Raw genomic sequence first — 20,587 nt, 5'->3', positions numbered from 1 at the left:
TAATTAAGCCAGACCGGAGTCTGATCAGGGGGACAGGAAAAAATAGCCGGACTGTGGCTTGGTCTTGCCAAGTAAGTCAATCCGCAACTGTATTCCAACCCTGGGCTCGGATCGGCGTCTGCTGCCCGGCCTTGGTCGCGAGCACGATCTGCGATGGGTTATCGGTTAGATAGCCAATGGCGGTAATGCGGGCATTTGTTGCCAGTTTTTCGAATTCCTGCGGACGAACGGTAAACAGCAGTTCGTAATCTTCACCTCCGTTCAAAGCCGCCGTGATGGGGCTGATCTTGAACTCGTCGGCAGCTAAATGCGTCTGATCGTCGATGGGTATATTTTCGTCAAAAATGACGGCTCCTGTACCGGATTGGTAGCAAATATGGAGTAGTTCTGAAGCCAGCCCGTCCGAAATGTCGATCATTGCCGTCGGGCGTATGCCGAGGTCACGAAGCTCGTGAACCATGTCGGTACGGGCATCGGGGCGGAGTTGCCGCTGAACCAGATAAGCCCGTTCTTCAGACAGGTTAGGTTGCATATTAGGATCGGCCAGGTAAACCTGTTTCTCGCGTTCCAGCAGTTGCAGACCAAGATAAGCCGCGCCCAAATCGCCGGTAACACACACAACATCGTTTGCTTGAGCGGTGTTGCGATAGGTGATCAACTCTTTGGCAACCTTGCCAACTACGGATACCGAAATAATCAGACCTGACCGGGATGCGGTCGTATCGCCACCAACCAAATCGACATTATACGCTTCGCAGGCCGCCCGAATGCCGTCGTATAATTCATCGATGGCTTCGACCGGAAACCGACTGCTCAGGGCAATGCTGACCGTTAGTTGAATGGGCAACCCGTTCATGGCGGCAATATCCGACACACCATACGTGACAGCTTTGTAGCCCAGATGTTTCAAGGGAACATAGGTCAGATCAAAATGGATACCTTCAACCAGCATATCGGTCGAGAGCAAACCATAGTCCGGCCCCCAGTCGAACACAGCGGCATCGTCGCCAATACCCCGTATCGTTTCTGTATGCGTTGGCACCGATGTCGCCTGCCGAATACGCTCGATCAGGCCAATTTCGCCGATTTTATTAAGGTCAGTCATGTTTATTTAAATTGATGTACCAAACAGCTTCTAATTGTTTGTGTATGGCTGGTTAATAAACTATTCTCAAACAGCTTGAAGTTGTTTGGTACGAAAGTTCAGGACTGCTAAACACCAAAAAGCCGCTCCGATTGACATACGGAACGGCTTTTTGGCTGAATTGGTTTGCAGAAGCCCTATGGATTCGTCAACGTGTAATCGTTTAGCGTGCCGCCGGTTTTCTGGCTTGGCGATGTCCGCGATAAACTCAGGTTGTTGTCGTCGATTGAGTTAATGGTAAACTCAATGGTACCGGTAGTAACACCAGACGGCGCGGGGTTTAGTTCAGTGAACACAAGGCGATTATCAGTTGGGAGCGAATATTTCCCAACAAATGTATTGCCGTCATAATCTGTGAATTTTACGGTTGGGGCCTGACTCAGATCAAGCTTAAATGCTGTGTAGTTGCGTACATTGGAGGCTCCACCTTTGGTGTAGACCGTTATTTTGTTTTCGTCTACTTTACTGGCCGTCCAGATTTTGGCGATACGTTCAGAAACGGGGGCGGGCTTATTGCCACTACAGCCCATCAGGGCACCCAATAAAATTAAAAGTGAAAGAAAAGGGACGTAATGAGTCTTTCTCATGGTTAAACAAATGCAGTAGGAACAGAAGTGGCTAAGTTACGCTAATTTTGTCGTTACTAACAAACGTGATACTTAATAATTATCCTTGTTTGACTGATCAGATACGATGCCCGTACATAACCCATTACTGCCTGTATACACCCGCTCACAATTAGCTTTGCGTAATGGCCAGGATCGTGACGAAATCTGGTGCGCTTATGACGGCGTCATTTATGACCTGTCGGCTTCCCGGCTCTGGCGGAATGGCAAACATTATGAGCATTGGGCCGGCCAGGACCTCACCGACGAACTCCGTGACGCTCCTCATACCAATAGCGTTTTTACCCGGTTTTCTGCCGTTGGCAACTTAGTTTAGCGCTACCGAAAACCCCGTTACCATGGTGAAGGGACTATCCAGAATCGTAATCTGTACAATATTCCATGCTTTTAATTGCTGATAGTGGATCGACAAAAACCGACTGGCGGCTTGTCGATACGAACACGGGTCATTCCCTTGCTATTCAAACGGATGGCTTCAATCCATATTATCAAAACGCGCAACAAATAGCCGCTACGTTGCAGGCGCAATTGCTGCCAGATTTGAAGCAGGCCATCATAACAAAGGTGTTTTACTACGGAACCGGCTGCACGGGTCCGTCAGTCAATTACATTATCGCCGATGCCCTGCACCTGGTGTTGCCGGACCTGCAATTTGTCGACGTCAACAGCGACATGCTGGGGGCCGCCAGAGCCGCCATGGGCCACCAGCCGGGAATCGTTTGCATTCTTGGAACCGGGGCCAATGCCTGCTGTTACGATGGGACTAAAATTACTCGCGGGATTCAGTCACTGGGCTTCTGGCTCGGTGACGAAGGGAGCGGAGGGTATTTGGGTAAAACACTGGTTCGGGATTTTTTTCAGGAACGACTTCCGGCTGAACTGCAGGACGCCTTTCAGAACCAGTATGCCCTCGACCGCCAAACGTTGCTGGAAAACGCTTATCAGAAGCCGTTCCCCAACCGCTATTTTGCTTCATTTACGCCCTTTCTGTTCACCCATTCGGATCACCCGCACGTTGCTCGGTTAGTCACCGACGCGTTCGCCTTATTTCTAACGACATACGTCAGGCGCTTTCCTGAGGCAGACCAGTGGCCGGTTCACTTTGTCGGGTCTGTTGCCTACTATTTTTCTAATTTGCTGCAACAGGCGGTGAAACAAACCGGTTTAACAATGGGTCGTATCCTTAAAGCCCCTGCTGATGAGTTAGTTGATTTTCATAAAAATGGGTAAGTTCCCAGTGTTCACTTGTACCTTTGTAGAAAAGAATCCAATAATACAACACGGGAAACAACGAAAACGGAGCCGCCGAAGCGGACATAATCTGCCCATAGCGTATTGCTGCTTAATCAGTTCGCCCGGTAGTGAAAGACAACCTGAATAGTAATGGCAAATCGGTATTTTTTGAAAGTAAAAGACGTTGATCGGGAAACGAGCGACGCAGTAACCATAAGTTTCTGGCACCCAATCAGCGAGGAAATTCGCTACCAACCGGGACAATTTCTGACATTTCTGCTCAACATAAACGGTCAAAAGGTTCGTCGGTCCTATTCCATGGCCTCGTCGCCCCATGTCGATGTGTCCTTATCGGTATCCGTCAAGCGGGTGCCGGGTGGGCTGGCGTCCAATTACCTCTTCGACCGTATAAAGCCGGGCGATATGCTTGAAACGCTGGAACCGATGGGCACATTTGTCCCAAAACTCGATCCCCAAAGTCGCCGGACCATTGTGTTGATTGGGGCAGGTAGTGGCATTACGCCCCTGTTTTCGATGGCGAAGTCGGCCCTGCACGTTGAGCCAAACAGTCGGGTGTGGCTCATTTACGGAAACCGTAATGAAGAGTCGATCATTTACAAAGCGCATCTGGATGCCATGGAACAGGCCTATGGCAAGTCGCGCTTTCAGGTGACGCACGTGCTGAGTCAGCCATCGGCTGGCTGGACAGGCGTCGAAGGGCGGTTGAATCAACATACGCTTACCCGCTTATTCGACCAGCTGCCCAAAGCAGAACTGCAAAATGTGAGCGTATACCTGTGCGGCCCCGATGGTATGATGGCCGAAGCCCGTTCGGCCTTGTCGCTGGTGGGTGTGCCGACCGAGCGTGTTCATAAGGAAAGCTACGCGACGGCACCCGTGGCGGTTGGCGAAGTAGTGGAGGAGCCTGTAACGGCTGCCGATAGCGGTTCGCCTGAGGTAACGGTACTGTATGAGGGCAGTGAATATAAATTTGCCGTAGCACCCCATCAAACCATTCTGGAAGCTGCCCTGGATCTGGATATTGATCTGCCCTACTCGTGTCAGGCAGGTATGTGTACAGCCTGTCTGGGTAAATGTATTTCGGGGAAAGTCAAACTGGATGAAGAAGACGGCCTTTCGGAATCAGAACTGAAAGCCGGATACGTACTCACCTGCGTAGCCCATCCCGTTGGCCGCGATGTGGTGATTGAAATTGAGTAATGTTTACGGTTACAAGCCTATTCTAAAACGAACAATGCGGCAGGGAACGAATAGTCTCCTGCCGCATTGTTTTTATGTAAGGTAGTTAGAACCGCTCCTGAACTGGAACAAGAGCGGGTTTGGGCAATCGTTCGCCCAGGCTACTCCCGTATACGAGTTGCGGGAGTAGAAGCAGCAGGAACCGATGGGATGGCGGGAGCAGGGGCTGGCTTTGGAAAAACGATCTTGCGTACTTTTACGCCAGGGGGAATTGGCGCAGCCGGGGCAGCAATTCCTCGTAGCGTTCTGGTGAGAGGTGGTGTTGGTGCCAAAGTGGGAGTCGTTGGCTTTGGCGCAGGCAATGCGCGAACGGTTATTGCAGGGGGCATGGGGGCCGCCGGTGCGATGATGCCACGCAACGTTCTGGTAGTTGCTCGTGGCGTACGCATGCGGTTAGATCGAAAGGCTCGAGCATCACCATTAACGTTTACCGTAATGTCACCCGGCGTTATTCGATCTAAACCAGCACTGTGCTCGTCAAGCTGGCTCGAGAGCTTATCAAGCTGTTCTTCCAGTTGTTCCGATTGACGTTCCAGTTTTTCCAAAGGCAGTTTTACCTCTTCTTCTTTAGCGCTGACCGCTTCAAATTCATGGCTTAGCGCTTCCATGTTGCTTTCCAGTTTTTTAATTTCCGGCTCAAGGGCTGCTATCTGCTTTTCAATGTCAAGCTGACTGAGCTTTTGCTTGCCGTCATTGTAGAGCAGGCGTTGATGCTTTTCAATGAGCGCAGTCCGCTGTTCCATCAATTTGTCCTTCCGCCAATTCAGCACTTCCTGATTTCGCTCAATCTCCTCGATTGGGAATCGGAGCTTTTCCATTTGTAGCTGTATTGCCTGCATTTGCTTTGTCCGCTGGGCAATAAGCTGATTCAAACTATCCACCTGACGCTGGTTGTACATGCTTCGTTTATCAAGCGTGTCAGAAAGAGAGGCTATAGCCGGGGCAGATAATGACGCTAAGGCATTCTCCATAATGGCATTATAATTCACCTTCGCTAATCCTTCCACAGTTCCATCCGGACTAAGGGGGACGTTTTTCAAAGCTGATGCGACAATGTTGCTGTAGTCAATGTGGCTTAAGCCTTCCGCTAGGTCTTCCATTCCCTCCTGATGGCCCTGATTGGTTTCAAGTATCGTGAGCAGAATATCCCGGTCGGGTTGCTTTACGGCATCGAGCGAGAGTTGTCCCGACATGACCTGGTCGAATTGTTTTTGTAGTCGGGCAATGCGGTTGGCTGGTAGTTTCTGGCCTTTCCAGATAATGTAATCGACTTTTTTATTGTCAATTATGGTAAACTCACTTCCATTTCCGGCCTTGTGCCGACGAGTTGATGGCGACGGACTTTTTGCGGGCTTGGGCTGATTCTGTTTTTGCACCGCATAGACCGAAACACTCATCAGCAGAATTGTTACCAGAGTCAAACCCGCTAAACTGCCATTGGAGACAAGCGGACGCGTGGGAACGCCCAGCATTCGCTGAACTCGGTGTAGTAACTGTTGCCGGTTAGTGGTTAGTGCCATGGCCAGCCTCGGCGTTGACTCTACGGGCGTTAGTCGGAGTTCTTCTACATGTGCCAGGGCTCTTGCTAGAATGCGACCGTCGCCACCGCAAGCCTGCACCGCCAGGTCGTCGCAGCAATGTTCGCGTTCTTCCCGCACCCGCGCCGATAGCCACCACAAAGCCGGATGGAAGAAATAAAGTACCTCTACCACCGATTGAAGCAGGTTAACGGCGTAATCATGGCGCTTGACGTGGGCTAATTCATGCGCAAGAACAGCTTCTATTTCGCGCGTTGTGAGGTTGGTGACAAGGCCGATTGGCAGCAATAGAACAGGTTTGAGAACACCAACGACCATGGGAACGGCAATGCGCGCTGATTCTCGTACCTGAACAATGGTTTTGATGGCCAGCGTCGACCGGATATGATTTGCGAGTTGCTGGCATAGGGCTGCGGCTGGTTGTGTCGCGGTTCGGGTGAGTCGTTGCAGGTATAACCAGCCACCAGCCAGCCGCAGCCCGAAGAGGGCCACGCCAACCAGGTACATGAGTACGAACTGACCCAGGTGATTCGCCAGAAATAGTTGCATCTGCTGAGGCCAGGGCAATGTCTGAGCAACGGTCTGCCAGCGAACGGGCAACGCCTGAGCGGTCACCATCATAGACGTCGACGCATGACTTGGCATGACTGGTGAATAGCACCAGACAAACGTAGCGGCCGAAATCAGCAACTGGCCAAGCAGCGTAAGCGTACCGATTCGGTAGCGCAAATCGCTCGACCGGTTTCGTAGCAGATGCAACGCCACCGCTGCGGGTAGAACCAGCGCAAACCCTTGCCAGATCGCGTGGAGCAGTGTCCAGCCAAGCGCATCGGCAACCGGACTTGATAGAAAATTGAACGAGTTCATAAACGAGTTATCTGTTGGTTTAGAAAATCGACCTGTGGTTTCTTAAGGGATCGATCGCGGCTTCCTATGAATCCCGATCAAGATCATTCAATAGTCTTTTTATCTCGTCCAGCTCCTGGCGCGATGCCTTGTGCTGACCCAAAACTTGCATGACGAGTTTCGAGGCTGATCCCCGAAAGGCCGTTTCGACGAAGCGATCAACCAGGCCGCGCTGCGTATCTTCTTCGCTGACAAGGGCGGTATAAGTGTGGGAGCGGGCGTCTTCTTCGCGCGACAGTAGCCCTTTTTCATGCATAATCTGCATGAGCTTCAAGGCCGTTGTGTACCCGATATCGCGGCTTTGGCTCAGTTTTTCATGTACTTGCCGCACGGTGCTGGGGCCGTTGGCCCAGAGTACATGCAGTATTTCCAGTTCAGAATCGGTTGGCTTCATGTCTATCTACGAATAATTTCGTAGTAAACATATACGAACATTTTCGTAGTTGCAAGTTTATGAACAAAAAAGTTTCATAATGACTTACTGTAGTGTAGCTTTTGACCACATAAACACGATAAATCGTACCGTAAACCAGCCTCTGGCTCCGTGGCCTTTCAACCACGCTACGTAACAACACGTATGACAGCAAACCAAACCCTGAATCTTCCGGCTCGGCCAACGCGCTCATTTATTGGTGAATTGATCGAACTAACTAGCTGGGACGATGTAAAACCTCTTTACGAAGAATTACTGGATCGCTCGATCGACAATGCCGAAGAACTTAAACAGTGGCTGATTGATCGGAGTGAACTGGAATCGTACTTATCCGAAAATTTTGCGTGGCGATACATTCGAATGACTTGCGATACCGCCAATGAGGAGTTAGTTAATAAACTTAATTTCTTCATTTCAGAAATTCAGCCTCCCATGACGACTTATGGAAACGAACTGGACCTGAAAGCCGTGAACAGTCCATTCCTGAGCCAGTTAACCGATGATGGCTACGATGTGATGGTGCGGGGAATGAAGAAAGCCATTGAAATTTACCGGGACGAAAATGTTCCGCTCCAAACCGAACTGCAAACGGAAGAGCGTAAATACGGGGCAATCGTTGGGGCAATGACCGTGCAAATCGACGGCCAAGAAATGACCCTGCCCGAAGCCAGTGACCGGCTTCAGTCGACCGACCGGTCCGTACGTGAAGAAGCCTGGCGCAAAGTCTGGGAACGGCGTTATCAGGATCACGAAACGCTTGACCAGCTTTTTGACCGGCTACGCGACTTACGAAACCAAATGGCTATTAACGCCGGTTTTGCCAATTTTCGTGATTATGCGTTTGCCGCCCTGGGGCGATTCGATTATGGTCCACAAGACTGTTTTGATTTTCATGATTCGGTAGCACAGGCCGTTGTGCCCCTGGTGAACAAACTTGCCGAAGAACGCAAACAAAAGTTGCAGGAGTCTGACCCTTCAGTTGACCCGCTTCGGCCGTGGGATGCCAAGGTCGATGTGGAAGGTCGTGCCCCGTTGAAACCGTTCTCGACCGGAAGCGAACTCCTCGAAAAAACAATCGAGTGCTTCGACCGGCTCGATCGTGAACTGGGCGACGATCTGCGTATCATGCGTGCCATGGGGCATCTTGACCTGGAGTCACGGAAGGGCAAAGCGCCGGGCGGCTACAACTACCCGCTCGAAGAAATTGGCGTACCGTTCATTTTCATGAATGCCACGTCAAGCCTGCGCGATCTGGTTACCATGGTGCACGAAGGCGGCCATGCCGTTCACTCATTTCTGACGCGTGATCTGTCGCTGAAAGCCTTTCGTAATCCGCCTATGGAAGTGGCTGAACTGGCGTCGATGAGTATGGAATTACTCTCAATGGATCACTGGGACGTGTTTTTTGACAATCCCGATGAATTACGTCGCGCCAAACTTCAGCACCTTGAATCCATTATTGAAACACTTCCTTGGGTAGCAACGATTGACAAGTTTCAGCACTGGATTTACGAGAACCCGACGCATACGGACGCTGAACGACGGGAAAACTGGGTTCGGATCTATAATCAGTTTGCCGATACGGTTACCAGTTGGGACGGCTTTGCATTTTACCAGGAATACATCTGGCAGCGGCAGTTGCACTTGTATGAAGTACCATTTTACTACATCGAGTATGGTATTGCCCAACTGGGTGCCATTGGGGTATGGCGAAACTATCGGCGTGACCCAAAGGCGGGGTTAGCCGGTTACAAAAATGCATTGAGTCTCGGCTACAAAGCGCCCATCCGGGAGATATACGCAGCTGCCGATGTGCCATTCGACTTTTCGTACGAGCATATTCAGGAGTTAATGGGCTTTGTCTGGGCCGAAATTGAACGTCTGAAGAACCCAACCCGTTGAGTGATCGTATCTGATTTTCGACCAGACTGGTGCGGTGGCCGTTCGTCAGGCCTTGTTAATCTGGTCGAAAAATAAAGGTATACCAGCTCAGCTCAGTAAGAACTGGGTATTCTCGTTTGGAAACCTAAGAGGTCTAACCTATTTTTGCCGAATCAATTCGTAATCAAGTGGCTATGAAACGCGTACTAAGCATAGGTTTGTTGGCTGTAGCGGCATTATCGCTGACATCCTGCGACTATCAAAAATATAACTCAATCCGCCAGAAGGATTTCCGGGCCGACGACTACCGGGCTGGCTATCGGGCGGGTGACCCAGAAGTATATGGTGCTGGCAGAGACTCAGCGGCTGTACAGACAAAATACAAATACACACCTAATCCAGATTTGGATGCCCGGACGCAGAAAATCCGTCAAAAATTATTTGGAGCTGGTACAATAGGTCAGGGTGCTTAATTTTTCCTGATCACTCGATTGACAAAACGACAGCGATGGATTGGCGAATAGACGCTGATTCATCGCTGTCGTTTTTTCCCGCTTGCTAAATTGCATCTCCTGTTTGCCTTAATAGGACAATAAAAAGAATGTAAGTCTGGATTTTTGCGTTACTTTGTTCAGTCAAATCCTTTGAAAATAGAATTATTCGAATAGGAAAGTTTCATTACGACCTGAAAACGATATGAAAATTGCATTAGTTACGGGATCTGCCGGCTTAATCGGTAGCGAAGCGGTGGCCTTCTTCGCGGATAAATTTGATCTGGTTGTTGGTATTGACAACAATATGCGGCAGTACTTCTTTGGCGCCGATGGTTCAACGGAATGGAACCGCAACCGCCTGGCCGAAGCGTATGCCAATTACCAGCACCGGCCCGCCGATATTCGGGAAGTAGCCCAGCTGGAAACGATTTTCCAGGAATTCGGCACCGACATCAAACTGGTCTTGCATACGGCCGCTCAACCAAGCCACGACTGGGCCGCCCGTGAGCCATTTACGGATTTTGGTGTCAATGCCGTTGGAACGCTCAATATGTTAGAAATGACCCGCCTGCATTGCCCTGAGGCCGTGTTTATTTTTACTTCGACCAATAAGGTGTACGGCGATAACCCCAACTTTCTACCGCTTATCGAAACCGAGACGCGCTGGGAAATTGACCATAACCACCCGTACTTCGAAAGCGGTATCGACGAGCACATGAGCATCGATCATACCAAGCACTCGGTTTTCGGCGCATCGAAAGTAGCCGCTGACATCATGGTGCAGGAATACGGACGGTATTTTGGGATGAATACCGGCGTTTTCCGGGGTGGCTGTTTGACCGGCCCGAACCACTCGGGCGCTCAACTGCATGGATTCCTGTCGTACCTGATGAAATGCGCCATTACCGGAAATCAATACACCATTTTTGGCTATAAAGGCAAACAGGTCCGGGATAACATCCACAGCTGGGATCTGGTGAATATGTTCTGGCATTTTTACCAGAACCCGCGTCCAGGCGAAGTTTATAACGCAGGTGGTGGCCGGTATGCAAACTGTTCCATGCTCGAAGCCATTGCCCTCTGTGAGCAGATTTCGGGCAACAAGATGAACTACCAATACTCGGAAACCAATCGCAGCGGTGACCATATCTGGTACATCTCCGACCTAACCAAATTCAAGCAGCATTACCCTGGTTGGGACTGGACATTTGATTTGAAAGAAACCATGTCTCAGATCCACAGCAGCATGGTTTCCCGCTTATCACCAACGATTTAATCGATGTACCCAGAGGCTCAGTTCATGTCAGTATTAAACATGGGCTGAGCTTCTGGGCTCTTAACTTTATAGAAGATCCGATTTGAATGACCTGGCAAAAACAAGGACTAGTTTATAAACCCGACGGTTCAAAACCGTTTAGCCGCACGCATGCGCAGGTTCCATTTGGTTATCCTATGCAGGATAAACTGCGGGTATATTTTTCAACCCGCGATGAAGACAGCTCCTCGGCCGTTTCGTTTGTTGAGCTGAACCCCGATAACCTGTCGGAAGTAACATATATTCACGACAAAGCATGCTTATCAAAAGGTGCTGTTGGCATGTTTGACGAAACAGGAACCATGCCTTCCTGGTTCTTACCTGTGGGCGACGAAATCTGGTTGTATTATACTGGCTGGAACAAAAGCGAAACGGCCAGTTATCGGTTAGCTATTGGTCTGGCCATCAGCCGTGACGGAGGCATAACGTTCGAACGGAAATATACGGGACCGATTCTGGATCGGTCGATCTATGACCAGGTCTGGATTGCTCAACCCTGCGTTATGCGGGAGGAACAGGCTGATGGCTCCATCCGGTGGCGGATGTGGTACCTGTCGTGTACAAAGATCGAGGTGATCAATGGTCATCCCGAGCCTTTTTATGACGTGAAGTACGCTGAATCGACCGATGGAATCAGTTGGGAACGTACCGGCCATGTTTGTGTCGGCTACGATCAGTTTACGGATGCCATTGGCCGACCAACGGTATATAAGGACAAGGATGCGAATGGGGACGATTTGTATAAAATGTATTTTTCGTACCGTAACGCAACCAACTACCGGACCGATGTTCAGCGGAGTTACCGGATTGGTTATGCCGAGTCCAAAGATGGTGTCACCTGGGAGCGCAAAGATAAATTGGCGGGAATCGAACGGTCGGCAGATGGCTGGGATTCAATGATGATGGACTATTGTCACATTTTCAAACAGCAAGACCAGTGGGTGATGTTGTACAATGGAAATGGATTCGGTGCATCGGGATTTGGCTACGCAACTCAGCCCGCAGGCTGATGAAAATCAGTATCGGGAAGGTTGTATTTTCTCCAGATACCGCCCTACTTTGTGACACAATTTAAAACAAGTAAGAACAGCCGCGGGCAGCCGTGCATTTACACGTTTTTTGTTATGAAAGAAGTTGCAAAATACCTGATAAAAATTGATGCGGAGTTGAAGGACGGCAGAATCGTTCCTGAGGTTCCCTACGAAGAAGTAATGCGGTTGGTGAACGAGCCAAACATCGTTATCATTAAGACGGGTATTCCCGAAGAGACGCTGCGGAACGTTATCAAGGCAACCCACGAATGGGCATCCAAAACGCCATTGGCTGAAGCGCCTGATCCGTTTGACAACAATCAGCACAAGCAGCGTCTGCATATTGCCAAGATTCAGCAGGCACCACAGTTGTTTCATGACCACACCTTCGATGCCATTCTGGATCTTGAAGAGCCAACGCAGCAACAGCTGATGAAGGTTTTTACACCAATGCGTCGATTCTGGAATGACCTGACCGGCAATGACGAAGAATATGGTATTCGCAAAGGACAACCTTATTTTCACCCGCAGGTAACGCATTATCCATTGGGAGGAAGCTTCTTTGGTCGGCACTGGCACCCGCTCAATCCGCAGAAAGTAGGCACGATTCTGGCCTTGAATCAATACGGAAAAGATTACACATCGGGTGGAACTGGCTACGTTATCAACGACCATATCGTTGAAACAGAAGGCTTTCAGGACATTGGCGATTTAATTCTGTTTCGGTACGATTTACCGCACTGGGTTAGCCCGTCAAGTTTTGCCGATCGCTTTAGCTGGGATGATCCCGCCGGACGTTGGGTGGCCATTCTGCCATTTTATGATCCCTGGGCAAAGCCAGCCGATAAAGATGAACCACAGGGTTGGAAAGCCCAGATTCAGACGCCTAAAAACGCCACGTCAGAGGCCGTTATTTAGTTTATAGCTTACGGTTTATGGACAAAAAAGCAGCTATCGCTGTTGCCTATAAACCGATCACTCGATTGTTATGCCAAAAGTTAGTGTCCTGATTATTACCTACAATCAGAAAAATTTTATTCGTCAGGCCATTGACAGCGTTCTGGCCCAAAAGACTACGTTTCCAATCGAAATATTAGTCGGCGATGATTTTTCGAGCGATGGTACGCGGGAGATTATTCAGGAATATGAGCGCCAGCATCCCAGCTTAGTGAAAGGGGTGCTTCACCCCCGTAACATGGGTAAAAATGGCGGCATCAACTTCCTGGAAACGCTAAAACGGGCAACGGGCGAGTATTATGCTTTGATCGACGGCGACGATTATCTGACTGATCCCCTTAAATTACAGAAACAGGTCGATCTGCTGGACGCTCACCCCGATTATTCGATGGCTTTTCATAATGCCCTGATCACGTATGAGGATGGAAGTCCGTCGCACGTGCTCAATGGGCCTGATATGAAGCCCTTCTACACGATAGAAGATCTGATTGGGGAAGATGAAATCTGGTTTATGGCGACGTCCAGTACCCTCTACCGGAACTCCATAAAAGAGTATCCCGCCTGGTTTAGCGAATCGGTCAGTGGCGATATCCCCCGGTTGATTCTGAAAGCGAAGATGGGTAAAATCGGGTATCTACCGGATGTCATGTCGGTCTACCGGAAAAACAGCAATGGCACCAGCTTTACAGACAAGTATGATGACGCTGTTTTTCTGCAAAACCGGATTGATATGTACAGTAATATTAACCGCGAACTGAACTATCAATATGATCGGCTGCTGAAGAAAAACATAGCCCGTTATTATCGGATGATGTTGAAGAGCAGGCAGTTTCGTGGCTCCTATCTGGGCAAGGTTAAACTGGTTAGCCAGTACTATTCGCTGGCGAAACCAAACTGGACCGATTTGAAAACGATTGTTTATGACCATTTAACCCCGCCTGTTCTACAGCGTGCTTACGGCGTAGTGGCTATCGGCCTCCACCGTATTCTAAATAATTGAGTAACTCGGTTACCCTTGTTTGGGCAATTGTTACACTTTCCCTATTTTGTGAACTAAATAACGAAACTAAAGAGGCTATGAATTTTTTTCAGCAAGTTGCCTATACAACGCCGGAAGAAACGATTCAGAACGTAAAAGAAGCCGTTCAGAATAATAAACTGGTTTTCCTGTCCGATTTCCGTGAAGATCTGCCCGTACACGATTTCTACAGCAAGCTCTCCGAAACAGTTGGCCGTATTCATGCTGCCGATGAAGACTTAGCTACGGGCAAGATGACTGGCAATCGCTGGATTGACATTACCTACGATCCTCAAATTCCTGACCGTTATCGGTCAAGCAACACGCGTCAGCCATTGCACACGGATGATTCGTATGTTGAACTGGGTGGCGAAGAGGCCGTCAATTTCTTCTATTGTGCATCCAATGCAAAAGTCGGTGGGGCGACCACTTTTTTTGATTTGCCGAACCTGGTGGAGTGCATGAAGCTTGATGGCGAAGACGCTTTACTCGAAGAATTGATGAGCACCGACGTGGTTCACTCCAAAGGGGGCGCCCGCAAAGTGCGGAAGATCATTGATAAGGATGGCGAAGGCTACCTGGCCAACTGGAATTACTTTTGTTTGTCGCGCGAAGAAAACACGCCGAAAGTACTGGATATGTGCGAGCGTTTTCATCAGTTTCTGGAAAGCCGGATCATGAATGCGGGTGTTATCTTACCCGTTCAGCTGAAGAAAGGAGAAGCTGTATTCTTTCACGATGACCGTGTTATGCATGGACGTAACGCCTTCTTTGCCGAATTCCCGGGTCAACGGAGCCTGATTAAAGGAAAAATTATCATCACCCCGGCTGCCGACGCCGTTTATTAATTACATAGGAAGATTCGTCCGGAGTACCTCTGCGGTGTTGGGCGTGTTTTTACTTATGCAGTCTGGTATTGGTTGAATGAAGCGACTCTGTTGACGGATTCAACCAGTGCCAGACTGTTCGTTTACTATGAGCATATCCATAAAAGAACAGCTAACATCCCGATTGGGCTTTGGTACCTGGCAGTTTGGCGGGCCAAATGTTGTAAACGGAAATCCAACCGGTTGGGGAGAAGTCAATAAAACCGATGCCATACGGGCGGTGCACAGCGCTTTAGAGCAGGGGATAAGCTTCTTCGATACGGCCGATAGTTACGGCCGTGGCCAATCTGAATTGATTTTGCAGGAAGCCTTCTCGCAGAAACCTGACTCAGCGAAAATCATTTGCACAAAATTCGGGAATCGCCAGTCACCGGACGGCCAGCCGATTCAGGATTATAGTGCCGAGTATTTGATTGAAGCCGTTGAGGGAAGTCTGAGTCGACTGGGCGTCGATACGCTCGACCTTCTTTTGCTGCATAGTCCCCCTGATGCGTTCGACTGGGCCAACTATGACCCTACGCCATTTGAGGACTTAAAGAAAGCCGGGAAAATCCGGGCTTACGGCGTTAGCTCCCGTTCCGTATACGGCGCCAAGCGCGTTCTGGAGGCTGGTTTCGGTAGCGCACTGGAAGTGATTTATAACGCCTTGGATCGTCGGGCCGAAGAGTTGTTATTTACAGCTCCCAACGCTGGCAGCTACCTGTTCATAGGGCGAGTGCCCCTGGCATCGGGTTTCTTAAATCCGGCTTACCTTACACAGGACCCAATTTTTCCGCAGGACCAATACCGGCATTATTTACCCGAGCGAGACCGTGACTGGCTTTTAACATCGGCCCGTAGGCTAGCTTTTCTGGATGAACAGCCCGGTGGTCTTGCCACGTCTGCCCTACGATTCAGTTTGTCTAATGATGCTGTAGGGGTCGTTATTCCCGGTATGCGCAACGAAAAACAGGTTCTAGCGAACCGTGAGGCCGAAAAGCTGGGTCCTTTACCCGCCGATCTACTTCTTCGTATTCGGCAGGCTGTTCCCGACGTCGCCGATCACTGGAAACCAAAAAGCTGATTTTGACCTAGTTCTTTTTTATTTTTGTCTATGAAACTAAGCGTCGTCATACCTGCATACAATGAGGAAGAGTCGTTACCGCCAACGCTCCGTATCCTTTACCAGACATTGGCCAAACACGGGATTCCGCACGAAATCTGTGTGACGAATGACAACTCGAAAGATGGCACGCTGGCCGTCTTGGAACGCCTGGCTGCTACGGAGATACCAACGCTCGTGTACTATACCAATCCTGGGCCTAATGGCTTTGGCTATGCGGTGCGTTACGGCTTGGAGCGGTTTTCCGGCGATTGCGTTGCCGTGTTTATGGCCGACCTTTCTGATGATCCTGAGGATTTGGTGTTATTTTATAATAAAATGCTGGATTCCGACGTAGACGCCGTATTTGGCTCCCGTTGGGAGAAAGGCGGTAAAGTGGTTGATTATCCAGCCTTGAAAAAATTCATCAACCGGATTGCAAATTTCATCGTCCGGATAGTGATGGGCATCAAATACAACGATACCACCAATGCTTTCAAACTCTACAAACGGGAAACGATTGAGGGGGTAAAGCCTTTTCTGGCCCCTCACTTCAATCTGACAGTCGAACTGCCGTTAAAAGCTATCGTTCGTGGCTATTCGTATGCGGTTGTGCCTAATAGCTGGACAAATCGAAAGTATGGAGAGTCGAAGCTGAAAATCAAAGAAATGGGCAGCCGCTACTTTTTCATTTTAATGTACTGCCTGATCGAGAAATACTTTTCACAGGGCGATTTTCGCAAAAAAACGGCTTCAGTTCCACAGACTGTGAGCCGGTAAGCATGCTTAGCCAATGATTCCCTTTAATCCAGGGATCAGATAAAAAAACAGTGTCTGAACAATTGCCCAGGGGACAGCACTAATAAACATTGACAAGAGCACCTTTCCTCGGTTAACCCCAAACGACAGGGCCAGAATTGTGCCACCAATGGGCGTTAAAATCAGGGGCGTTAAGAACGCGATACCTGTCATACCGAAGCGTTTCCAGATTAGGATAGCCATACGTGTTCGTTTGGTAAACCGCTTGGGCGGGGCCGACCTGAACCGCCTGACCAGAGCTTGTATGGCTGCTCCTGCGTAAGTAACGACCACGACACTGATCATCATACCCAGCATAGTGCAGATGGCAGTCTCGATCCAGGTTAGACCGAGCGCTGCGCCAGACAAGGGTCCACCGGCAAATTTGATTGTGCTGGTAATGATGACAGAAAGATATTTTGCGAACTGCATTGCGTTGATATGTTCTGGAACAACGCCATAAAAGTATCCGTTGTTTACCAATATGCCGCTTATTCCGTCTACTTATCCTGGCCCACCCACCTACCAGTATAACGGTCACTTGCAAACGATCATGCCGAGTCTGATGCGAAAGGTACAGGGCGTTGTCTACCAGCGTGAACGGTTGATACTGCAAGATGGGGACTTTGTTGATTTGGACTGGCTGGAAAACGGAAAAAATCGACTGGTGGTTCTAACGCATGGCCTGGAGGGCGACAGCAGTCGGCAATATATCCGGGGTACGGCCAAATTGTTCGCCGAAAATAACTACGATGTACTGGCCTGGAATTGCCGTTCGTGCAGTGGCGAGATGAACCAGGCGTTCCGATTATATAACCATGGCGAAATTGGTGATTTAGGCGAAGTAATTACTCATGCGCTTCGACTGAAGCGATATGACGAGGTTGTACTGGTAGGGTATAGCATGGGCGGTAACATCACATTGAAATACCTTGGTGTCCATGGGTGCCAGCTTCCTGATACCATCAAAGGCGGAGTGGCTATTTCGGCCCCTACCGATCTGGGTGCCAGTGCTGGTTTGCTCGATCGCCCGTCGAACCGGTTCTATCGAAATCGATTCATGCGGAAGCTGGTTGTCAAAATTAGCCAGAAAGCAGCTTTATTTCCGGGTCGGCTGGATATGAATCGGTTGAAGGAAGTGAAGCAGTGGCGGGATTTCGATGAGTTCTTTTCGGCGCCTGTCAATAATTATCGCGATGCCAACGACTTCTATACCCAAGCATCAGCTGTTAATTTTATGTCCGGTATTTGCCTGCCAACACTGCTGTTAAACGCACAGAACGATCCGTTGCTGTCGCCAGAGTGCTCGCCAGCCTGGCTTGCCGAAGCGCATCCCCATATTTTTCTGGAAACACCCCAAACCGGTGGCCACGTTGGTTTTCAGGTAATCCGTGACGCCTATACCTATGCCGAACGGCGGGCACTCTCGTTTGCCCGGGCGTTAACGTAGATTGTGGCTTAAGCCTTCCTGACGTAAAACATCAGTTACTCGAAATGTGCATCAATTCATTGATTTGATTGATGATGGCTGTGTTATCAGGCGTATCGATATCCTGACCAACCACCTGATAGCCCGTCAGCAATATTTGCGAGTTTGGAAAAGCCTTCGCCATTCGATTCACAAAAGGTTGCACCTCATGATTGGCCGGTACAGATGTCAGTACCGTAAAAATGTAATCGGGTTGGTGGACTTGATGGGCAAAGGCTAATTCGTTCAACGGTAGGTTCTGTCCTAAATAAATTACTTTATTGGACCGGGAGCGAATTATATAATGGGCAAATAGAAGGCTAATTTCATGAAATTCGCCCTCTGGTAAAAACAGCATGTACTTTTTGCCAGATTTCTCCGGTGTTCCTGTCAACCCATTAATGGCCACAATGATTTTTTGCCGGATCAGGTTGGTGATAAAGTGTTCCTGCGCTGGCCCGATGGAACCCGTTACCCAAAGTGTGCCAATGCGGCTCAGAAATGGGTAAATGATGTTAACCATGGTGTTCTCAAATCCGGACTGGGCAATGTTGGCACTGATGATTTTTTCAAAACGCTCTTCGCTCAAATCCAGCATCGAGATGGTTAGTGCATGAATTTGGTCCGGGTAATTTAGCTGTCTTTCCGAAATCTTGACAACTTCACGGTTCAAGTCCTCAGAAGACAGTTTCGCAATTTCAGAGATCTTGTACCCATGGTCTTTGAGCAATGAAATATTGAGGACCCGCTTAAGGTCATCGTCGCCGTAGGTACGAATGTTCGTATCGGTCCGATCAGGCGAGAGAATAGCGTAGCGCTGCTCCCAAATGCGTAATGTATGCGCTTTGATGCCTGATAGTTGTTCTAAATCTCTAATCGAGTATGTACTCATGAATTGAAAAATTCAAGGACGTTCGCTCAGATCCGCTTACTGGTTCCAACTTAATTTTCGGCTCTAAGTGAAGGTGATAAGGTGCCACAGATTACAACTACTAAACTACGAAAAATTCTTTTTTGTTTAATGATAATCTAAAATCTTTAAACAAAATATACGAGTACAGAGAACATATAGATTTAGTCTAAAATAAATAAATTTATAATAGGTGAGCTAATAACTTGAATTGGGATAAAAACAGTAAGTGTCTGACAGTGAGCCTATAAAAAATAGGCAACAAAAAAGGCCTTGATAGTTCAAGGCCTTTTTACTGAAGGGTGAAAGACGGGGCTCGAACCCGCGACCTCCGGAACCACAATCCGGCGCTCTAACCAACTGAGCTACAATCACCGTTTTAGGAGTGCAAAAGTAACAATGATTTGTGAATTATGAGTCATAAATGACGGTTTTTTTACAGCCTTAGCAACAAAAAACATCATTTATGACTCATCACTCATTCTATATTAAGCTTGCTTGCCTTGCTGATACCGTTTTTCGGCAGCGTTCCAATCGATTACGTTAAAATAAGCGGCAATATAATCGGGCCGACGGTTCTGATACTTCAGGTAATAGGCGTGTTCCCACACATCGAGGCCAATAATTGGGAAGCCTTTCACTTCGGCAATGTCCATCAGCGGATTATCTTGGTTGGGAGACGAGGTAATAGCCAGTTCTCCTTGTGGAGTAACGATCAACCAGGCCCAGCCTGAACCGAAACGCGTTGTAGCAGCCTTTGCGAATTCTTCTTTGAAGGCATCAAACGAACCGAATTTCTGCGTGATAGCCTCGGCGAGCGTACCCGTTGGCTGGCCACCGCCACTGCCCGAAATCGTGTTCCAGAATAGTGTGTGATTATAATGACCACCACCGTTGTTGCGGACAGCGACAGGTGCGCTGCTTACGCTGGCCAATAAGTCCTCGATGGATTTACTCTCCATGTCGGTGCCGGCGATGGCGTTATTCAAATTCGTCACGTAGGCATTGTGGTGCTTGTCGTGGTGAATTTCCATTGTCTGCTTATCGATATTCGGTTCGAGCGAATCGCTTGGGTAAGGAAGTGGGTCTAGTACAAAAGCCATTTTACTAATCAGTTAGATGGAAGATTATTCGGTTGAGTTAACAACCCTATTGTGAATTATGTTCTTAAGCGATTAAAAAACTTCGCCAGCAACGCCTGACTTTCTTCAGCGAGAATGCCCGTTTCGAGTCGGGTTTTAGGGTGCAATAGCGCAGACCCAAACCGACTGTAGCCGCGCTTTGGGTCGCTGGCGCCGATAACCAGACGACCAAGCTGCGCCCAGAAAAGAGCCCCCGCACACATGACGCAGGGCTCCAGGGTTACATACATGGTGCAGTCGGGTAGGTATTTGCTACCCAGATAATGCGTAGCGGCCGTGATCGCCATCAACTCGGCATGGGCTGTTACATCAAGTAATTGTTCCGTCTGGTTCCGGGATTTGGCAATGATTCGATTACGGCAAATGACTACAGCACCAACCGGAATTTCTCCATTGTCGGCAGCCTCTTCGGCCAGTGCCAGGGCTATCTCCATAAAATACTCGTCGGGCATGTGCGTTTGCAAT

At 49.1% G+C, this 20,587-nt stretch carries 21 protein-coding genes and 1 tRNA gene; 13 read left to right on the top strand and 9 right to left on the bottom strand.

The genetic code is table 11. The features are described from left to right. Positions 1–76 precede the first annotated feature (76 nt). On the bottom strand, positions 77–1,105 hold the full coding sequence (gene thiL / locus ACYVAM_RS14360) for a thiamine-phosphate kinase (protein ID WP_461068067.1): 1,029 nt from the start codon (positions 1,103–1,105) through the stop codon (positions 77–79). A 176-nt stretch (positions 1,106–1,281) separates the two neighbouring features. Beyond that, on the bottom strand, positions 1,282–1,731 hold the full coding sequence (locus ACYVAM_RS14355) for a hypothetical protein (protein WP_461068065.1): 450 nt from the start codon (positions 1,729–1,731) through the stop codon (positions 1,282–1,284). Between the two features lie 106 nt (positions 1,732–1,837). Here ACYVAM_RS14355 and ACYVAM_RS14350 point away from each other — a divergent pair, with 106 nt between their 5' ends. The 3 genes from ACYVAM_RS14350 (at position 1,838) to ACYVAM_RS14340 (ending at position 4,224) form a co-directional block, all read left to right on the top strand. Then, positions 1,838–2,086: a cytochrome b5 domain-containing protein gene (locus ACYVAM_RS14350; protein ID WP_461068063.1), complete on the top strand. Its 249-nt coding sequence runs from the start codon at positions 1,838–1,840 to the stop codon at positions 2,084–2,086. A gap of 65 nt (positions 2,087–2,151) precedes the next feature. Beyond that, complete coding sequence (locus ACYVAM_RS14345) at positions 2,152–3,000, top strand: N-acetylglucosamine kinase (RefSeq protein WP_461068061.1); 849 nt, start codon at positions 2,152–2,154, stop codon at positions 2,998–3,000. 153 nt (positions 3,001–3,153) lie between these two features. Beyond that, a complete protein-coding gene (locus ACYVAM_RS14340; protein WP_461068059.1) occupies positions 3,154–4,224 on the top strand; it encodes a 2Fe-2S iron-sulfur cluster-binding protein in 1,071 nt (356 codons plus the stop codon). Between the two features lie 140 nt (positions 4,225–4,364). Here the strand turns inward: ACYVAM_RS14340 and ACYVAM_RS14335 are convergent, their stop codons facing one another. Together ACYVAM_RS14335 and ACYVAM_RS14330 are read right to left on the bottom strand one after the other, a co-directional pair. Continuing rightward, on the bottom strand, positions 4,365–6,668 hold the full coding sequence (locus tag ACYVAM_RS14335) for a M56 family metallopeptidase (protein ID WP_461068057.1): 2,304 nt from the start codon (positions 6,666–6,668) through the stop codon (positions 4,365–4,367). A 64-nt stretch (positions 6,669–6,732) separates the two neighbouring features. Further along, positions 6,733–7,101: a BlaI/MecI/CopY family transcriptional regulator gene (locus ACYVAM_RS14330; RefSeq protein ID WP_461068055.1), complete on the bottom strand. Its 369-nt coding sequence runs from the start codon at positions 7,099–7,101 to the stop codon at positions 6,733–6,735. Positions 7,102–7,284: 183 nt separating this feature from the next. Between ACYVAM_RS14330 and ACYVAM_RS14325 the strand changes: the two genes are divergently transcribed. The 9 genes from ACYVAM_RS14325 to ACYVAM_RS14285 all read left to right on the top strand — a co-directional run bounded on the left by ACYVAM_RS14325 (position 7,285) and on the right by ACYVAM_RS14285 (position 16,584). Then, a complete protein-coding gene (locus tag ACYVAM_RS14325; protein WP_461068053.1) occupies positions 7,285–9,042 on the top strand; it encodes a M3 family oligoendopeptidase in 1,758 nt (585 codons plus the stop codon). A gap of 173 nt (positions 9,043–9,215) precedes the next feature. After that, positions 9,216–9,494: a hypothetical protein gene (locus tag ACYVAM_RS14320; RefSeq protein WP_046578075.1), complete on the top strand. Its 279-nt coding sequence runs from the start codon at positions 9,216–9,218 to the stop codon at positions 9,492–9,494. Positions 9,495–9,717: 223 nt separating this feature from the next. Beyond that, positions 9,718–10,791: an NAD-dependent epimerase/dehydratase family protein gene (locus ACYVAM_RS14315; RefSeq protein WP_461068051.1), complete on the top strand. Its 1,074-nt coding sequence runs from the start codon at positions 9,718–9,720 to the stop codon at positions 10,789–10,791. Between the two features lie 86 nt (positions 10,792–10,877). Further along, entirely contained in the window at positions 10,878–11,840 is a 963-nt protein-coding gene (locus ACYVAM_RS14310; protein ID WP_461068049.1) for a glycoside hydrolase family protein, read from the top strand. 114 nt (positions 11,841–11,954) lie between these two features. Further along, entirely contained in the window at positions 11,955–12,779 is an 825-nt protein-coding gene (locus ACYVAM_RS14305; RefSeq protein ID WP_461068047.1) for a hypothetical protein, read from the top strand. A gap of 70 nt (positions 12,780–12,849) precedes the next feature. Continuing rightward, the gene (locus ACYVAM_RS14300; protein ID WP_461068045.1) at positions 12,850–13,818 is read left to right on the top strand and encodes a glycosyltransferase family 2 protein; all 969 of its coding nucleotides are present in this window, start codon (positions 12,850–12,852) and stop codon (positions 13,816–13,818) included. A 77-nt stretch (positions 13,819–13,895) separates the two neighbouring features. Continuing rightward, complete coding sequence (locus ACYVAM_RS14295) at positions 13,896–14,684, top strand: TauD/TfdA family dioxygenase (protein WP_461068043.1); 789 nt, start codon at positions 13,896–13,898, stop codon at positions 14,682–14,684. A 127-nt stretch (positions 14,685–14,811) separates the two neighbouring features. Then, the gene (locus ACYVAM_RS14290; protein ID WP_461068041.1) at positions 14,812–15,786 is read left to right on the top strand and encodes an aldo/keto reductase; all 975 of its coding nucleotides are present in this window, start codon (positions 14,812–14,814) and stop codon (positions 15,784–15,786) included. A gap of 30 nt (positions 15,787–15,816) precedes the next feature. Further along, positions 15,817–16,584, top strand: coding sequence for a glycosyltransferase family 2 protein (locus ACYVAM_RS14285; RefSeq protein ID WP_461068039.1), 768 nt, complete (start codon positions 15,817–15,819; stop codon positions 16,582–16,584). 6 nt (positions 16,585–16,590) lie between these two features. Here the strand turns inward: ACYVAM_RS14285 and ACYVAM_RS14280 are convergent, their stop codons facing one another. Further along, positions 16,591–17,034, bottom strand: a complete 444-nt coding sequence (locus ACYVAM_RS14280; RefSeq protein ID WP_461068037.1) for a hypothetical protein — start codon at positions 17,032–17,034, stop codon at positions 16,591–16,593. A gap of 52 nt (positions 17,035–17,086) precedes the next feature. Between ACYVAM_RS14280 and ACYVAM_RS14275 the strand changes: the two genes are divergently transcribed. After that, entirely contained in the window at positions 17,087–18,052 is a 966-nt protein-coding gene (locus ACYVAM_RS14275) for a YheT family hydrolase (RefSeq protein ID WP_461068035.1), read from the top strand. A 31-nt stretch (positions 18,053–18,083) separates the two neighbouring features. On the opposite strand, the gene ACYVAM_RS14270 is transcribed toward ACYVAM_RS14275, so the two are convergent. From ACYVAM_RS14270 to ACYVAM_RS14255, 4 genes are all read right to left on the bottom strand, one after another. After that, positions 18,084–18,962 carry a MerR family transcriptional regulator gene (locus ACYVAM_RS14270; protein ID WP_461068033.1) on the bottom strand — a complete coding sequence of 293 codons (879 nt, stop codon included), beginning with the start codon at positions 18,960–18,962 and terminating at the stop codon, positions 18,084–18,086. Positions 18,963–19,280: 318 nt separating this feature from the next. Further along, positions 19,281–19,356, bottom strand: a tRNA-His gene (locus ACYVAM_RS14265). 112 nt (positions 19,357–19,468) lie between these two features. After that, the gene (locus ACYVAM_RS14260; protein WP_461068031.1) at positions 19,469–20,083 is read right to left on the bottom strand and encodes a superoxide dismutase; all 615 of its coding nucleotides are present in this window, start codon (positions 20,081–20,083) and stop codon (positions 19,469–19,471) included. 56 nt (positions 20,084–20,139) lie between these two features. Next, positions 20,140–20,574 (bottom strand): nucleoside deaminase, encoded by a 435-nt coding sequence (locus ACYVAM_RS14255; protein ID WP_461068029.1) that lies wholly within the window; start codon positions 20,572–20,574, stop codon positions 20,140–20,142. Positions 20,575–20,587: the final 13 nt, after the last annotated feature.

The organism is Spirosoma horti, from assembly GCF_054776595.1.
The sequence above is the reverse complement of the archived record's forward strand: the minus strand, read 5'-3'. Positions and strand labels throughout refer to the sequence as shown.

Bases quoted from the DNA above. Each gene is read 5' to 3' on its own strand.
- thiL (WP_461068067.1), bottom strand. From the start codon at position 1,105: ATGACTGACCTTAATAAAATCGGCGAAATTGGCCTGATCGAGCGTATT.
- ACYVAM_RS14355 (WP_461068065.1), bottom strand. From the start codon at position 1,731: ATGAGAAAGACTCATTACGTCCCTTTTCTTTCACTTTTAATTTTATTG.
- ACYVAM_RS14350 (WP_461068063.1), top strand. From the start codon at position 1,838: ATGCCCGTACATAACCCATTACTGCCTGTATACACCCGCTCACAATTA.
- ACYVAM_RS14345 (WP_461068061.1), top strand. From the start codon at position 2,152: ATGCTTTTAATTGCTGATAGTGGATCGACAAAAACCGACTGGCGGCTT.
- ACYVAM_RS14340 (WP_461068059.1), top strand. From the start codon at position 3,154: ATGGCAAATCGGTATTTTTTGAAAGTAAAAGACGTTGATCGGGAAACG.
- ACYVAM_RS14335 (WP_461068057.1), bottom strand. From the start codon at position 6,668: ATGAACTCGTTCAATTTTCTATCAAGTCCGGTTGCCGATGCGCTTGGC.
- ACYVAM_RS14330 (WP_461068055.1), bottom strand. From the start codon at position 7,101: ATGAAGCCAACCGATTCTGAACTGGAAATACTGCATGTACTCTGGGCC.
- ACYVAM_RS14325 (WP_461068053.1), top strand. From the start codon at position 7,285: ATGACAGCAAACCAAACCCTGAATCTTCCGGCTCGGCCAACGCGCTCA.
- ACYVAM_RS14320 (WP_046578075.1), top strand. From the start codon at position 9,216: ATGAAACGCGTACTAAGCATAGGTTTGTTGGCTGTAGCGGCATTATCG.
- ACYVAM_RS14315 (WP_461068051.1), top strand. From the start codon at position 9,718: ATGAAAATTGCATTAGTTACGGGATCTGCCGGCTTAATCGGTAGCGAA.
- ACYVAM_RS14310 (WP_461068049.1), top strand. From the start codon at position 10,878: ATGACCTGGCAAAAACAAGGACTAGTTTATAAACCCGACGGTTCAAAA.
- ACYVAM_RS14305 (WP_461068047.1), top strand. From the start codon at position 11,955: ATGAAAGAAGTTGCAAAATACCTGATAAAAATTGATGCGGAGTTGAAG.
- ACYVAM_RS14300 (WP_461068045.1), top strand. From the start codon at position 12,850: ATGCCAAAAGTTAGTGTCCTGATTATTACCTACAATCAGAAAAATTTT.
- ACYVAM_RS14295 (WP_461068043.1), top strand. From the start codon at position 13,896: ATGAATTTTTTTCAGCAAGTTGCCTATACAACGCCGGAAGAAACGATT.
- ACYVAM_RS14290 (WP_461068041.1), top strand. From the start codon at position 14,812: ATGAGCATATCCATAAAAGAACAGCTAACATCCCGATTGGGCTTTGGT.
- ACYVAM_RS14285 (WP_461068039.1), top strand. From the start codon at position 15,817: ATGAAACTAAGCGTCGTCATACCTGCATACAATGAGGAAGAGTCGTTA.
- ACYVAM_RS14280 (WP_461068037.1), bottom strand. From the start codon at position 17,034: ATGCAGTTCGCAAAATATCTTTCTGTCATCATTACCAGCACAATCAAA.
- ACYVAM_RS14275 (WP_461068035.1), top strand. From the start codon at position 17,087: ATGCCGCTTATTCCGTCTACTTATCCTGGCCCACCCACCTACCAGTAT.
- ACYVAM_RS14270 (WP_461068033.1), bottom strand. From the start codon at position 18,962: ATGAGTACATACTCGATTAGAGATTTAGAACAACTATCAGGCATCAAA.
- ACYVAM_RS14260 (WP_461068031.1), bottom strand. From the start codon at position 20,083: ATGGCTTTTGTACTAGACCCACTTCCTTACCCAAGCGATTCGCTCGAA.
- ACYVAM_RS14255 (WP_461068029.1), bottom strand. From the start codon at position 20,574: ATGCCCGACGAGTATTTTATGGAGATAGCCCTGGCACTGGCCGAAGAG.